Raw genomic sequence first — 14,194 nt, 5'->3', positions numbered from 1 at the left:
CGTCTTCTTCAAAACCCGATGAAACTCCTCCCAACTCTTTTCCTCTCCTCCTTTTTAATAGGTGGCGTTCTCCTGGCCCAGGACGCAGCCCCAACTCCGATGCCCGACCTGAGCAACGAGTTTACTGGTGTCGTACCGCTCTCTGAGTTGGTGCGCCAAGGCGTCATCACGCAGGAACAGGCAAATAAGATCAAGGGTGGTGCCATTGGCATAGAACCACAGGTTAAGAGCAAATCCTTCGTCAAGAGTCTGACGATTTCCGGCTTTTCACAATTTTCCTACGCTTACATTGCACCGCACGACGAAGCGTTGCCAAACCCAGCCAGCACCAGCACCTTTTATGTACCAAATCTGGCGTTTGGCGTCGCCGCTGATTTAGGCTCTGGTTGGAGCACCAACATTACGGCAAATTTTGGCTCAGGCTTTTCGTCGCGTAACTACTTGGACAAAGCCTTCATCGAAAAGAAATTTGATGACATCGGTGCCGTTAGCATTGGCTACAACAAGGCGCACTTTGGGCTGGAGCAATATACCTCCTCGCGCTACATCCCAGCGACCGACCGCTCCATTGCTACGAGTTACTTTACCAGCAGCTATAGCCGCATTGGCGCGGGCATGTTTCCGCTGAGCACTGGTGGCCTCGGCACCACACGCCTCGGGTTGGGTGCACGCCGTCTTGGTGTTTTCTGGGAGGGCGAAATCCCTGGTGTTGATGGGTTGGAGTATTTTGCAGAAATCACGCAGGGCTTCCAAAACTTCTCTGCCCCCGCAACCACCGGCACGCAAAATCAGCTGGGCTACTCCGGCGGCGTGCAATACAGCACCAAGTGGGACGACGGCAAGGTGACCGTCGGCGTCAATGGCACCTACATGCCCGAGGGCAACAGCCTGGCAGTCCGCAACGCAGTTACCTTCTTGAACAAGTCCAACGCCATTGCTGCCATCGACCCCTTTGTGCAATTGAAGGTTGGCGATTTCCAAGCCATCGGTGAATTTCTGGGTGCCTATGTAGAAAACGGACGCGCAACTGGCACCAGTGGCCCCCTCTCAGTCAGTGGCTACAACTCCGGTAGCGCGACCCCTCTGGGCGCGAACGTCTTCCTGATGTATCTCTTCAACGACACCATCGAGCCAGTCTTCCGCTTCTCCATGATTGACTCTGACCAAGCGGGTGTAAACCCAAGTGTGGTCAGCCAAGGCCCAGCCTTCGGTGGTGCGGTTCCTGGCGTGGCCCCTGGCACGGCATCTCCGGTCTTGTCCCCGTTGGGCATTGGCTTCTTCAATGCCGCTCAGTCCTATTACTTTGGCCTCAATTGGTATATCCTCGGCAACAACGCCAAGATCAGCGCTGGCTACGAGCGCGTGCAGTTTGGTGGTCGCTGGGACGGCGCTGGCTTCGATGGCCCAGACGCCAGTGAAGACGTGATCCGCATCCGCGCCCAAATCGTGTTCTAAGCGCACCGCTGACCCACCAATGAATCTCTCAGGCCCCTAGCCAAGCAGCGTATTGAGGAGCGGCAGCGATATAATTCGGGCCAATGAAATCTTCCTGATGGAAACCGTATGGACTGAAATCAACATGGTCACGGCAGAGCTTACCAATCCGGTATCCCCTCCCCTCAAAGTAGGCATAGAAATCCCGCAGCAAGAACTTGCTAACGATATTCACGTAACCGTATTCAAACTGGATAACTGGAACCAGCTCAGGCCGGATCAATTCACCAAAGCCTTCCAAAACTAGATTTTCGGCACCCTCAACGTCAATTTTGAGAAAATCAATCTTCTCAATCTTATGCCCCATGCAATAATCGAGACCACGCATGACACGGCCCGTCATCTCCTCAGTATTCTTAGAGCTCACGACCTCGATCATGGATGTCAGCCCATCGCCATCGTGACAGTGCTTAAAGGTCACCGTTTCAGCCTGGTTCGACAAGCCATGCGCATTAAGAACCACTTGAGGATTGTTGCCGAAGCGCTTGGCCAGAAACTCATACGTCGGTGACGAAAGCTCAAAACAATGCACCCGCGTTTCTGGAGCGACCGATAAAATCATCTGAACCCATCCACCGCGATTAGCGCCGACATCGAAGCAAAGGCCCATTGGTGTCTGTTTTTGAATCGTCTCCAGTAACCAGCGCTCGCCATTGATGTCCGAATCGTAGTTGGGTGCCTGGTGAATGGCCAGATAGTGCGAAGCAAGTGTGCCCAGTTTCCGATTAACGAATGGGACGCCGTTGATGGCTCGTAGAATCGGATCGGTAAATTTCTTGAGCGTCCCCATGGCTAAACCAGCTTGCGCACCAGCACCTTGGAACCGCGTTTCGTTTTCTCGTATTTCTCGCGACGGGTCTTGGGTAAATCCTTCGGGGAACCCTCCTCGAAGCCAGCAACGTCTTGGAAGAAACGCGCGCTTTGAGTGCTCAGGGCAATGACCTTCTTATAGCCCAACCGTTGAGCTTCCTGAACGGCAAATTCGGCTAATTTTTTGCCGACGCCTTTGCCCTGATAAAATGGCTGCACAAGTACCGCGGCGAGTTCCACGGACTGCGTACCAGCAAGCTTCTGCAAGCAGCAACAGCCGATAATACTCTCGTCCACGACGTAAACATAATAGGTGTCGATGTGCTGCTCTATCTCCTGCCGTGTGCGCTGAACGACAGCCTCGGTCCGGTTGGCTGCGTTGCGCAGAATCTGGTAAATGCCTTGGGCGTCTTTTTTGCGGGCAACGCGGATTTGCTGATAGTCATTGGCGTGGATCATCGTGCCCAGGCCGACCTTATCAAAGATTTCCGTGAGCAGGCCACTGAAGACGCGTCCGTCGAGAATGTGTGCCCGCGGCACCCCACCCTCCAATGCAATGCAAGCTTCCTTGGCCTTGCTGAGCAGCCGCGTATCCACATCTTGCGGATGCTTTTTCAAGGTATTCTGGAGCTCGCCGAGGGGAAGATTGACCAGCGTTTCGCCCTTAATCATCAGACCCGCATGAGGCGTCAAAAAGATGAGTTTCGAGGCCTGAAGTCCCGTCGCCAACTCCGTGGCCAAAAGGTCGGAATTGACCCGTAGCGGGTCGCCGTCGCGATCGAAGCAAATCGGGCTGAAAACGGGCACAATGTCGCGCTCCAGCAGGCTTTTGATGACGTCGAAGTCGATCTTGTCAACCTTGCCCGTGTGCTGGTGGTTAACGCCACCAAGAACGCCGACCTCGGTCGCGCGGATGGAGTTGGTCAACGCGCACTTCAGATTGTGCCGGGTGAGCTGCCGCACGAGGCTTTGGCCGACCTCAGCCGAGGCCTTCGTCGCGAGCTTTAAGGTGGCATCGTCGGTTGGCGCACTGCCATAGGCGTCACTAATGGGAATACCACGCTCCTCGGATAAGGTCTTGAGCTGTCGCCCAATACCGTGCACCAGCACAATGCGAATGTGCAGGCTCTTCATCACGGCCAAATCAGTGATCACGTTGCCGAAATTATCGTCGTCTACCACCGAGCCATCGATCGCCACCACGAAAACCTGTCCACGAAACATCGGGACATATTCCAGAATGCCACGGAGGTCCGAGGGTTTCAGTGGGGTGATAGGCGGCAGTGGCAAGTCACTCATTATGAACTAACTACTATCGCGCCACACACTCCGGTAAACGATAAAAATCGTGGTGAAAGCGAACAACGCCTCCAAGTCCGGAGCTATCCGCATTGTCTGAATCGGCTCACTGCCCCTCTTTCGGCTTGGTCATCAAGTAAAGCTGGAGGGGAACGCTGAACGCCAAACTCCCTAGGATCGACATTACAATGAAGAAAAACCAGCCCGGCTTCCGACAGCCACTTTTGGCAATGATGTAGGCGAAAAACAGCATCAAGAGGAATGCCTCACCAATGAAAAGTAACGCCATGCCGTTCCCCATCGCCACCGCATAAGTTTCTTTGTCAATGAGCGCGAAGTAGAGAAACGGACAATTGATTGCCAGGAATCCGAATATCGCAGCGATCAGGAACAATGGCCTCATGGGAGTTAGTTTTTCGATAATCATAGCTCTAGTAATCGAGAGTTTCTCTGTGACGAGAACAGGACGGCACGGATAATTTAGTCAAACACGCCCAAGCGTAGACCTTGGCAATCAACAAAACGATAATAATTGTTGCAGGAAAATATTAATATACAAAATAGCACTATTTTTTCTTGTGAGACGCCGGACATTTGCTACATTTATCTGAACTGATGTCAATCTGCGCCTCCGGGTATTACCAGAGCCATGATTTGTTATCCGTAATACAGACGTTGCCCCTGACCTGCGCCATGCCATTGACGAACGGGCAACCATCTTGTTCTTTGACATATGAAATTTCCCCGATTCAGTGCCCCCCCCCCCCCCGGCGCGGAAGGACGCACATAAATTTCGCGCAATAAGGGTGCCCAAAAAGGCATCAAAAAGGCCGACGAAGAAAACTCCGCCGCCCTGCTAAAAATCAGATAGGCCATGAAGGCCCTGACCCGTTATTTCCCCTTACTCAGGAGCTTATCGAAATAGGGAATCGTCTTCTTGAGACCTGCCTCAAGGGCGATGGCTGGCTCCCAATCAAGGAGTTCCTTAGCAAGCGAGATGTCCGGGCGACGCTGTCTGGGGTCATCCGACGGCAACGGTTTGTTGACGATCTTGGACTTCCCACCAACCAACTCGATGACCTTCTCTGCGAGCTGAAGAATGGTAAATTCGCCTGGGTTTCCAATGTTAACCGGGCCGGTAATCCCGTCTTTGTTCATCAAGCGCATCATGCCCTCGATGTTGTCATCAACGTAGCAGAAAGAGCGCGTCTGCGAGCCATCGCCGTAGATGGTGATATCCTCATCGCGCAAGGCTTGGCAAATGAAGTTCGAGACAACGCGGCCGTCCTGCGGGTCCATCCGTGGACCGTAGGTGTTGAAGATTCGCATCACGCGAATGTCGACCCGGTTCTGACGATGGTAGTCGAAGAAAAGCGTCTCGGCGCAGCGTTTACCCTCGTCATAGCACGAACGAATACCGATCGGGTTCACGTTCCCCCAATAGGACTCCGGCTGAGGGTGAACCGACGGATCACCGTAGATTTCCGAAGTCGATGCTTGAAGCACACGAGCCCCCACACGTTTCGCCAGGCCTAGGCAATTGATCGCGCCCATGACCGAAGTCTTAATCGTCTTGATCGCGTTATATTGGTAGTGCACAGGCGAAGCCGGGCAGGCGAGATTATAGATCTGGTCTACCTCAGCCTTGAAAGGGTCCACTACGTCATGGCGCATGAACTCGAACCGCTTATTGCCCAGCAGATGGTCGATGTTCTTCTTCCGGCCAGTGAAGCAGTTGTCCATACAGATGACATCGTGGTCCGCATTAATCAGTCGTTCGCAGAGATGACTGCCGAGGAATCCGGCACCTCCAGTTACAAGTACTCGCATAGTCGTGGTAGTAATAGTGAAATAAAATTCGGCTTAGTCGCCGTAACCATTGGGGTGAGAGGAATGCCAACGCCAAGCGCTTTCAACAATCTTATCGATGGTGTCGAATTCCACCGTCCAGCCAAGCTCTGTCTTTGCCTTCGTGGAATCAGCAAAAAGCGCAGGCGGATCGCCAGGTCGGCGTTCATCTTCGATGACTGGCACCGTTTTGCCGGTAATACGCTCCACCGCTGAAATCACTTCGCGGACAGAGTTCGGCGTGCCGGTCCCCAAGTTGTAGAAGAACGACTGACCGGGCTTATCCAGCTTGTCGAATACGGCGATATGAGCGCGTGAAAGGTCGTCCACATGAACGTAATCACGTAGGCAAGTGCCATCAGGCGTATCGTAGTCCGTGCCGAAAATCTTAATATTCGCACGCTTGCCAACGGCGGCGTCAACAATGAGCGGGATCAGGTGCGTTTCCGGCTTGTGGTCCTCGCCAATAACACCATCCACCGAAGCGCCTGCCGCATTGAAGTAGCGGAAGGCCGCAAATGACAGCCCATGGGCGTGGCTCAAGGCCTTGAGGATGTTTTCAACATCGAGCTTGGTTTGGCCGTAGGGATTGATCGGAGCTTGCGGCAGGTCTTCAGTCATCGGCAAACTCTCAGGCACACCATAAGTTGCGCAGGTCGAGGAGAAGACGAACTTGCTGACGCCGGCCTCGTGCATTGTCTCCAGCAAACGCAGGGTCGCGACAACGTTGTTCTCGTAATATTTGAACGGTGCCGTAACGGACTCGCCCACGTAACAGTAGGCAGCAAAGTGCATAACAAGCTCGATCGACTCGCCGTCGAGCACCGAACGGACGAAGGTCTTGTCGCCCAGATCACCCTCATAGAAGGGAACTTCGGGCGTCAGCGCGCCCCGATGGCCATAGACCAAATTATCCAAAACGACCGGCTCATGTCCCGCAGCGATCAACTGACGAACACAATGACTACCAATATAACCGGCACCTCCAACGACCAATACTTTCATAAGCTGCGAGTGAATGCCAAAGCCCGCCCTCAAGGCAACCCCAAAGCAGCGCCTCGCACTGGGATCAGCTTTTTAAACGGCGCTAAATACGGGGGCCAGACCGCCTGTTACGTAATTGTTGCCTCTTGCTGTCATTGATAAGCGCACATGCTAGCTCATCGACGAATTTTGCTCAATTTGATGACCGCTTGGGAAAAATGAGCAAGAACTTCGCACCGCCCAAGCTGGAATCCTCACAACGAACCTCCCCCTGGTGCATACGCATAATTGCGCGGACAGACGACAAGCCCAAGCCAGAGCCTTCGTCATGCCGTGAAAAGTAAGGCTCGAAAATACGCTCGCGAATTTCCTTCGGCACGCCGGGCCCGCTATCTTCGACACTCACCTCCACCTTGTTCTCGAAATCCTCAATATGAACGCAAACTTTAGCACATTCCCCTGCGTGGCGAACGACATTGGTCAGCAAATTAAGTAACACCTGAAAATAAAGGTGTCGGTTAAGCAAGGTCTCCGCTCGGTCATCACCAGTAAAAGACAGATCAAGGCGTGAAACCGGATGGCTTTCGTCGAGAAATACCATGATCCGCTCGGACTCACTTTTGAGGCATAGTACCTTTAATTCACCGGGTTGATCAGCTCGTCCACCTTCGACCAAGCGCCGATTCAAGACCATTAGCTCGTCCACAATCTTGCTCAGAGATTGGGTCATCTCTACTCGCCTCTCATTCGTAATATTGAGCTTAAGCATATCAACCGACATACGAATCGCAGTCAGCAAATTATTGGCGTCATGGCCAATTGCGCTGGCAAGCAAACCGCTCGCCGCTCGCCGATCAAGTTCTTCAATCGATCGACGTTGCTCTTCGATTTTCCGATCTTTCTTAACAATGTGCGCCAACAGAAAACGCGCACCAAAATAAAGCGCAATACCAGTGATCAACACGAAAAGCAGCCCCTTCGCTAATTCGAGCTGAACAAGGGCGGTTTCATCTTCCACCGCCTTGCCCGCCATCATTGTGGATAAAATGATGTAAGTTCCCGATAGCCCAACATACGAGCTGGCGAGGATCAGTCCAAGAAATGATGGGCTGTGTGTCAGCTTTGGTGTTGTTTCCGCTTTAATAATATCGATACGCAATTATTAAAAAGCTTTGGAGACAATCGTATTTACGCAAAAAACATAAAAACTCCCCATCACGCTCCCCCCCCCCTAAAAAGTGAGCACCCGTTTCTTTTAGCTAGGCCTTGGGAGCTGGTTTGGAAAAGTTGGGTGCACGCTTCTCGGTAAAAGCTTGGATCCCTTCCAAATAGTCGCTGCCAAAGTAGGCGTTGCGGCGAAGGCTTTGAATGTACTCGTATTGAATCGGGCTAATCGAGCTGGCCTCACTCAACGCGTGCAGCGCCTCTTTGGCCACCGAAATCGATGTTGCGGAGCGGGAAACAATGGTTTGCGCCATTTTATTCACCTCAGCTTCCAACTCTGCCGCTGGCACGATTTTGTTGACCAAGCTCAAGTTCTCGGCCCGCTCAGCGCCAATCAGATCAGCCGTGAAGAACATTTCCTTAACCACCACCAAAGGCAGACGGTTCATGAAATTCAACAAGCCAGAAACGTTGTATGGCAGTCCAAGCTTAGCCGGAGTGATCGCGAACGCCGCCGTTTCGTCGCCAATGATAATATCGCAGTTGATCACCAAATCACAGGCACCGCCCCAGACAGACCCTTGGATCATAGCGATCACTGGAGCCGGGAAAGTTCGCACCGCCTGCAATAAACGCTCCAACGGATCGTCGTAAGGCAGGGGGTCGATATCCGCCCGAGGCAGTTCATCGACGCTGTGGCCCGCAGACCAAACCTTTTCAGCGCTGGCTGACCGAAGGATAACCGTCCGCGCCCCCTGAGATTTAAATTTGTCCAGAGAAGCGATGATTTCGTTGACCATCGACTCGCTCAGGGCATTCCGTTTTTCATAGTGGTCTAATGAAATCGAGCCAACGGAGTCAGCAAAAGTTGTCTGGATAAGCGCCATTGTATAAATTCTTTAGTGGTTTCTGAATCAAGCTAGATGAGAGTCACCTTACGCGCGGCAGCTATCAATTCCTCACGGAAACTTGGATGTGCAATGCTGATTAGCGCCAGCGCGCGTTCCTTAGTTGATTTACCGCGTAGGTTAACGAGGCCATATTCCGTGCAGACGTATTCCACGTCCATCCGCAGATCTGTCACCATGCTCACACGCGGGACGATTGTCGAAGTAGCCCCCTTCATCGCGGTGGACTGAAGCGCAAGAATCGACTTACCGCCCTTGGACAAAGATGAACCTTTTACGAAATCATATTGCCCACCTGAACCACTATATTCGTGGTTGCCGATAAACTCCGAGTTTACCTGGCCGTAGAGATCGATTTCGATCGCCGTATTAATCGAGATAAAATTGTCGTGTTGAGCGATCACCCGAATGTCGTTGACGTATGAAGATGCATAGCTCTCGAACGCGCTATTTTCATTCATAAACCCATAGGTGTCGGTGGAGCCAATCGCGATCGTGAAAACGTGCTTTTCCGGGTGAAGGCTTTTCTTACGACCGGTGATAACGCCCTTGCGAATCAGCTCCACCATGTTGGGTGAAAACAGCTCCGTATGGATTCCCAAATCCTGGTGGTTCACAAGGGACTCCGCGATGCCAGATGGCACCCGGCCAATGCCGAGCTGGATCGTGGCACCATTTGGCACAAGCGGAGCGACCAAACTACCAATTGTTTTCCCTTCCTCATTGGACGCAGCCGCTGGAACATCCATCAATGGGACGTCATTCTGGATGATCGTGTCCACCTGACTCACATGGATCTGGGACTGGCCAAAGACACGCGGCATGTTCGGGTTGACCTCTACAATCAGACGCTTGCAGTGGCGAGCAGCCGTCGATGCAAAATCATTGTTGGTCCCCAGAGAAAAATAGCCTCCGTTGTCCATCGGCGATACCGTGACCAAAAACGTGTCGAGCGGAATGACCTCTGAAACAAGACGTGGCAATTGACTGAAGTGAACGGGGCAAAAGCTCAAAACTTTCTTTCCCGTCGCAACTTGTTCTTTGATCATCGCATGGTCGGCACCAGCAACGAAAAAAGTATGCGCATCAACCTTCTCAATTACATCCGGTGCCAACAGCGTCTCAGCAAGAGGCTGCATCGCAATCTTGTAATAGAGCTTGATGAATTTCAAGTCATCGCTGCGTAAGCGATCTGCCAGCGCGGCGAGCAAGGCCGGTGGCTGGCCAATCGCCATAGCAACCGCTATCGTTTCCCCATTTGCAATGGGGGCAACCGCTTGATCCGCGGCTTTAAGTTTAGAATCAAAGTCCGCAGAATAAGGGTTACCACTCATTAGAAATAAAGAAAACAACCTAGATCCTTAGTCAATGTAAAATAGTATGGAAATCGGTCTCACTGGCGACAACGTAACAGGAAGGCAACACCAGCTGCCATAGCTGCCAACAACGTAAAATCCCCGGCTTCAGCACGACAGTCACGGACAAATAAAGCGCGGCGTCTCCCATTCAACTCACCTTAAAAACAAGAAAACCCGCATAACGATGCGGGTTGTAGGAAATGGAGGTGCGGGGCGGAATCGAACCGCCGAATACAGGTTTTGCAGACCCGGGCCTTACCACTTGGCTACCGCACCATTAATCGAAGATTGCAAGGGAACGTAATTTGGCCGCGCTTTCAAGCGCATTTTGCGTTTTTATGTTTATCGCAGTAATTCGCCCCCTATTGACACTTTCTACTTTCTCCGCAGGCCAATCTACTCTAAACCCATTCTAATGCCGACCAAGGTATTTTCTATCGCCAATCAAAAAGGCGGCGTGGGCAAGACCACGACCGCAATTAATTTGTCTGTGGGCCTCGCCCGCCGCAAAGTTCCCACGCTGCTCATTGACCTTGATCCGCAGGCCAACGCCACGAGCGGTCTCGGCTTCGAGAAGGTCCCGGGAGGGAGCCTCTACGACCCTCTGCATGGCGAAGGAGTTGCGATGGACAAAATCCAAAGCACCCGGGAAAAATATCTCTCGGTCATCCCCTCGGAAGTCGACTTAGCTGCGATCGAGATGGAACTCGGCCAGAAGGAGGACTATCTCGTCCAGCTCAAGCAGGTGCTCCAGCCAGTAATCGACAGTGGCAAATTTTCGGCAATCATCCTTGATTGCCCTCCGGCTCTTGGCATGATCTCCATGAACAGCCTCGCGTTGGCGGACTACTTACTGGTCGCGCTCCAATGCGAATACCTCGCCCTGGAAGGCCTCGGCCAGATCCTCAGCGTCGTCGAGCAGCTCAAAGAAGCGGAGGTTAACCCAAACCTCGCAGTTGGTGGCATCCTAATGACCATGTATGACTCGCGCACGAAACTCTCCAAGGAAGTCGTCGACGAGGTCCGTAACTATCGGCCTGACTTGATTTTCAAGACGATCATCCCGCGCACAGTCCGCCTGAGTGAGGCACCGAGCTTCGGCAAGTCGATCTTCGAGCACGCCCGCCTGAACCCCGGTGCCTTCGCTTACGGCAAGTTCGCCAAGGAAGTCATCGAGCGTTTCAAGCTGGAAAAAGCGTCCTAGCGCATTACGTAAGTCCACTTACCCGATTCCAACCTTATTCGAACTGCTGCTGGAATGCAGTAAAGCGGGCCTCCAACTCGGCAACACGGGCCGTAAGCGCCTCGACCTCGGATCGCAATGAAGCAGCCTCCGTCGCACTAGACACGCGCGGAGACGGCTCAAGGGCAATGGCATCCACTTCATATTCAGATGGCTCCGTGGCGGGCATCAGAGCGTGCTCAATGCGCTTCTCTTTTTGGCCGGGACGCCGGGGCTGGATGCGGGCCAAACCGTCGCCCTCGTATTCGATCAGCCGCTGAACGGTCTGCTCGACTTCTTCGATAGACTCAAAAGCATACATACGGTCGCTACGGTTGCGAAGTTCGCCCAATGTTTGCGCTCCGCGCAAGAGCAATAGGCCAAACACCGTCAGCTCGTCTGGCTGAAGCTGGAGCGTCACCGTAACATCGTGCCGATACTTCGTAACGCGTGCACCCGCCTGACGCACATAATAGACCAGTTTACGCTCACGCAGAGACTCCAGCGCGGCGGTCACTTGCTCCTCCTCAAAATCAACAACTGGCTCACGACTTGTCTTCTGGTTACAGGCCAGGCGCAAGCTATTCAGCGAAAGAGGATAATGCTCCGGCGTGGTGCGCTCTTTCTCGATGAGGCAGCCAAGCACGCGGATTTCTTCAGGACTAAAATCGAGTTCCATGCCTTAATTGGATGCGATCCATTGGCAAGTGACAAGCCGCAACAGAACGAGGCCCCTGCAATTACGCAAAGGGCCTCGTAGAGGGGGAGGATAGGAAATTTTCCTTAGTCAGCGGCGCGCGTCTTGCGCAGACCGATTACTCGGTCGCCTTCTTTCCACTCACCGCGTTCACGGAGTACATCAACGCGTTCAAAACGCTTGAGGACGCTACGCTTCTTGAGCGCTGCAGAAGCGCCTTTCTTAAAACTTGGATGCTGAGACATGTTTCTCTTGGTTGTAGGAATTTGAAAAAGCGCTTGATAATCCTGCTTCTAGGCTAGCTGGCAAGGAAAAAATGCACCTTGCCAGAAGCCAAATAACGTGAGCGTAGCCCGATTATTTTGGATCGAGAACGCTGTTTTACTTGCCCAACAAATACTCGGGATTGAGCTTATGTAAGGACTTCGGGATGAAAATGCCGTCCTCACGAATGACTTTGTTGTCAAAGTGGATCTCTCCCCCCCCCCAATCCGGGCGCTGAATATTGACGAGATCCCAGTGCACTTGCGAACGATTCCCATTGTCAGCCTGCTCATAAGCCTGCCCTGGCGTGAAGTGGAACGAACCGGCAATTTTCTCGTCGAAGAGAATGTCACGCATCGGCTCGAGGACATGCGGGTTGAAGCCGATGGCGAACTCGCCGATGTAGCGAGCACCGGCGTCACTGTCAAAAATGGCGTTGAGCTTGTCGACATTTCCACTGGCCGTAGCCTCGACGATCCGCCCTTTCTTGAACTTCAGGTGAACATTGTCGAACGATGTGCCTTGGTAAACAGTCGGCGCGTTGTAGGTGATCTCGCCCTCGACAGAGTCCTTGACTGGCGCAGTGAAGACCTCGCCATCAGGTATGTTATACTGACCGCCGCAAGTGACCGCCGGGATGTCCTTGATCGAGAAACGCAGGTCTACATTGGGGCCCTTGAGGTGGACCTTATCCGTCCGATCCATCAAGCGCTTGAGCGCGTTCATACCGGGCTTCATCCGGGCGTAGTCGAGTGTGCACACCCGGAAGAAAAAGTCTTCGAACGCCTCGGTGGGCATCAGCGCCTGCTGGGCCATGGATGCCGTTGGCCAGCGCAGCACAACCCACTTGGTATTGTTGACGCGGTGGTTGAGCACCGGACGCATGGCCTTCATGTAGGCCTTCATTTGCTCGGGCGGCACATCGGAGCTTTCAAAAATATTGTCACTACCGCGCACTGCGATGTAGGCCGAGACCTGCTTCATGCGATGCATTTCGAAGTCAGCGATGGCCTCAAATTGCTCGGGCGTGCCATCTATAATTAGCTCACGCACGATGCGCGCATCGCGCAGGGCAACGAAAGGCTCGGCCTTACGCGCACGCACCTGGCGGCACAGCGCGAGCACGAACTCGTCCGGGATATCGTAGGCGTCAATAAGAACACGTTCGCCCGGCTTAAGCCGGGTCGAAAAGGAAGCGAGCACCTTAGCCAGATCAATGTAACGGGGATCCATGTTTCCAGAAAACTACAATCGACTGACTGGGAAAAGGAAAATCGTCCTAGTGCTGTTAGCCTTTTCTCCTCCAGTCTCCTTCTCCTAAAGGAACAGACTATAAATTATGCTTATCGAGCAAAGGACACTGCTCAATCTTGGCGATCAGTTCAGCATCAGAGGCGAGCACAATATATCCACGTCGCGCACCTGTCTCTTCGGACGCCTTTTTATTCGGGAAAAATGCCGAGAGACCATATTTCTTCATTTCATCTCGGATGTGATCCACATTGAGAACCTTGTCTGGTCCGTAGTCGTCATAACCATAGTCCGGATCACTTGGGACAGCAAAATCGTCTACGAGCACGACCGATTTGGGCCAATTCTGACACACCAACGCAAGTTCTTCCCGCAAGGGAAGGTCTTTCAGCCAATGAGCATCCAAGTAGATAAAGATTGGGAAATTAATATCCTGATTTCCAATCAAGGAGCGCAAAAACAAACGAGAATCAGTATTGAAAAAATGTATATTGGGAAATTTCCTCAATCGACTTTTCGACACGTTATGGAAATTCAGATTCACCTCCGCCGTATAAATAGGCGCACCGGTAACTTCTGCAAGATAACCAGACGTATTACCAGTAAAAGTCCCAGTTTCGAGCACGGTTTGAAACGAAATCATTTCGTGAAGGGACTCTAAAACCTGCTTACGAATCACCTGTCCATTAAAGCCAGTATCTAGGCCACTAACATATTCCGGATTGCCTGTAATAGCATTAATACAGTGACTCAGCTGTCCGACACGAGCAGTAAGCTCCTCGTTTGACCTCTGTAAATTAGCGACGTTCTCGTGTAGTTTGCGCCAGCGCGCACGAAAGATGGCAATGAAATTCGACATGGTTTTTAAGTCAGTTAGAGCAGCACAGAATAAGTG

Annotated in this window: 14 protein-coding genes and 1 tRNA gene; 2 read left to right on the top strand and 13 right to left on the bottom strand. The window is 52.5% G+C overall.

Annotated features, from left to right (window positions below):
• The first annotated feature begins 18 nt into the window (after window positions 1–18).
• The gene (locus IE065_RS02500; RefSeq protein ID WP_189511495.1) at window positions 19–1,455 is read left to right on the top strand and encodes a porin; all 1,437 of its coding nucleotides are present in this window, start codon (window positions 19–21) and stop codon (window positions 1,453–1,455) included.
• A gap of 28 nt (window positions 1,456–1,483) precedes the next feature.
• Here IE065_RS02500 and IE065_RS02495 read toward each other — a convergent pair whose 3' ends face one another.
• The 9 genes from IE065_RS02495 to IE065_RS02455 form a co-directional block, all read right to left on the bottom strand.
• A complete protein-coding gene (locus tag IE065_RS02495; protein ID WP_189511493.1) occupies window positions 1,484–2,284 on the bottom strand; it encodes an FkbM family methyltransferase in 801 nt (266 codons plus the stop codon).
• A 2-nt stretch (window positions 2,285–2,286) separates the two neighbouring features.
• Window positions 2,287–3,603, bottom strand: coding sequence for an amino-acid N-acetyltransferase (gene argA / locus IE065_RS02490; RefSeq protein WP_189511491.1), 1,317 nt, complete (start codon window positions 3,601–3,603; stop codon window positions 2,287–2,289).
• A 106-nt stretch (window positions 3,604–3,709) separates the two neighbouring features.
• The gene (locus tag IE065_RS02485; RefSeq protein ID WP_189511489.1) at window positions 3,710–4,030 is read right to left on the bottom strand and encodes an MFS transporter; all 321 of its coding nucleotides are present in this window, start codon (window positions 4,028–4,030) and stop codon (window positions 3,710–3,712) included.
• Between the two features lie 464 nt (window positions 4,031–4,494).
• Complete coding sequence (locus tag IE065_RS02480; RefSeq protein ID WP_189511487.1) at window positions 4,495–5,433, bottom strand: UDP-glucuronic acid decarboxylase family protein; 939 nt, start codon at window positions 5,431–5,433, stop codon at window positions 4,495–4,497.
• A gap of 33 nt (window positions 5,434–5,466) precedes the next feature.
• Window positions 5,467–6,456 (bottom strand): UDP-glucose 4-epimerase GalE, encoded by a 990-nt coding sequence (gene galE, locus IE065_RS02475; RefSeq protein ID WP_189511485.1) that lies wholly within the window; start codon window positions 6,454–6,456, stop codon window positions 5,467–5,469.
• Between the two features lie 172 nt (window positions 6,457–6,628).
• Window positions 6,629–7,594, bottom strand: a complete 966-nt coding sequence (locus IE065_RS02470) for a sensor histidine kinase (RefSeq protein ID WP_189511483.1) — start codon at window positions 7,592–7,594, stop codon at window positions 6,629–6,631.
• Window positions 7,595–7,694: 100 nt separating this feature from the next.
• Window positions 7,695–8,486: a methylmalonyl-CoA decarboxylase gene (gene scpB, locus IE065_RS02465; RefSeq protein WP_189511482.1), complete on the bottom strand. Its 792-nt coding sequence runs from the start codon at window positions 8,484–8,486 to the stop codon at window positions 7,695–7,697.
• A gap of 32 nt (window positions 8,487–8,518) precedes the next feature.
• On the bottom strand, window positions 8,519–9,841 hold the full coding sequence (locus IE065_RS02460; RefSeq protein WP_189511481.1) for an acetyl-CoA hydrolase/transferase family protein: 1,323 nt from the start codon (window positions 9,839–9,841) through the stop codon (window positions 8,519–8,521).
• Between the two features lie 225 nt (window positions 9,842–10,066).
• A tRNA-Cys gene (locus IE065_RS02455) sits at window positions 10,067–10,141 on the bottom strand.
• A 139-nt stretch (window positions 10,142–10,280) separates the two neighbouring features.
• Between IE065_RS02455 and IE065_RS02450 the strand changes: the two genes are divergently transcribed.
• On the top strand, window positions 10,281–11,069 hold the full coding sequence (locus IE065_RS02450) for a ParA family protein (protein WP_189511480.1): 789 nt from the start codon (window positions 10,281–10,283) through the stop codon (window positions 11,067–11,069).
• A 34-nt stretch (window positions 11,070–11,103) separates the two neighbouring features.
• On the opposite strand, the gene IE065_RS02445 is transcribed toward IE065_RS02450, so the two are convergent.
• The 4 genes from IE065_RS02445 to IE065_RS02430 form a co-directional block, all read right to left on the bottom strand.
• Entirely contained in the window at window positions 11,104–11,766 is a 663-nt protein-coding gene (locus IE065_RS02445; protein WP_189511479.1) for a YceH family protein, read from the bottom strand.
• A gap of 104 nt (window positions 11,767–11,870) precedes the next feature.
• Complete coding sequence (locus IE065_RS02440) at window positions 11,871–12,029, bottom strand: small basic protein (protein WP_189511478.1); 159 nt, start codon at window positions 12,027–12,029, stop codon at window positions 11,871–11,873.
• A 136-nt stretch (window positions 12,030–12,165) separates the two neighbouring features.
• Window positions 12,166–13,281 carry an aminopeptidase gene (locus IE065_RS02435; RefSeq protein ID WP_189511477.1) on the bottom strand — a complete coding sequence of 372 codons (1,116 nt, stop codon included), beginning with the start codon at window positions 13,279–13,281 and terminating at the stop codon, window positions 12,166–12,168.
• Window positions 13,282–13,378: 97 nt separating this feature from the next.
• A complete protein-coding gene (locus IE065_RS02430) occupies window positions 13,379–14,158 on the bottom strand; it encodes a hypothetical protein (RefSeq protein ID WP_189511476.1) in 780 nt (259 codons plus the stop codon).
• Window positions 14,159–14,194 lie beyond the last annotated feature (36 nt).

Origin of the sequence: Cerasicoccus arenae (assembly GCF_014651635.1) — a bacterium.
Lineage (GTDB): Bacteria > Verrucomicrobiota > Verrucomicrobiia > Opitutales > Cerasicoccaceae > Cerasicoccus > Cerasicoccus arenae.
Note: the sequence above shows the minus strand (reverse complement) of the source record. Positions and strands in the feature narration are given on the sequence as shown.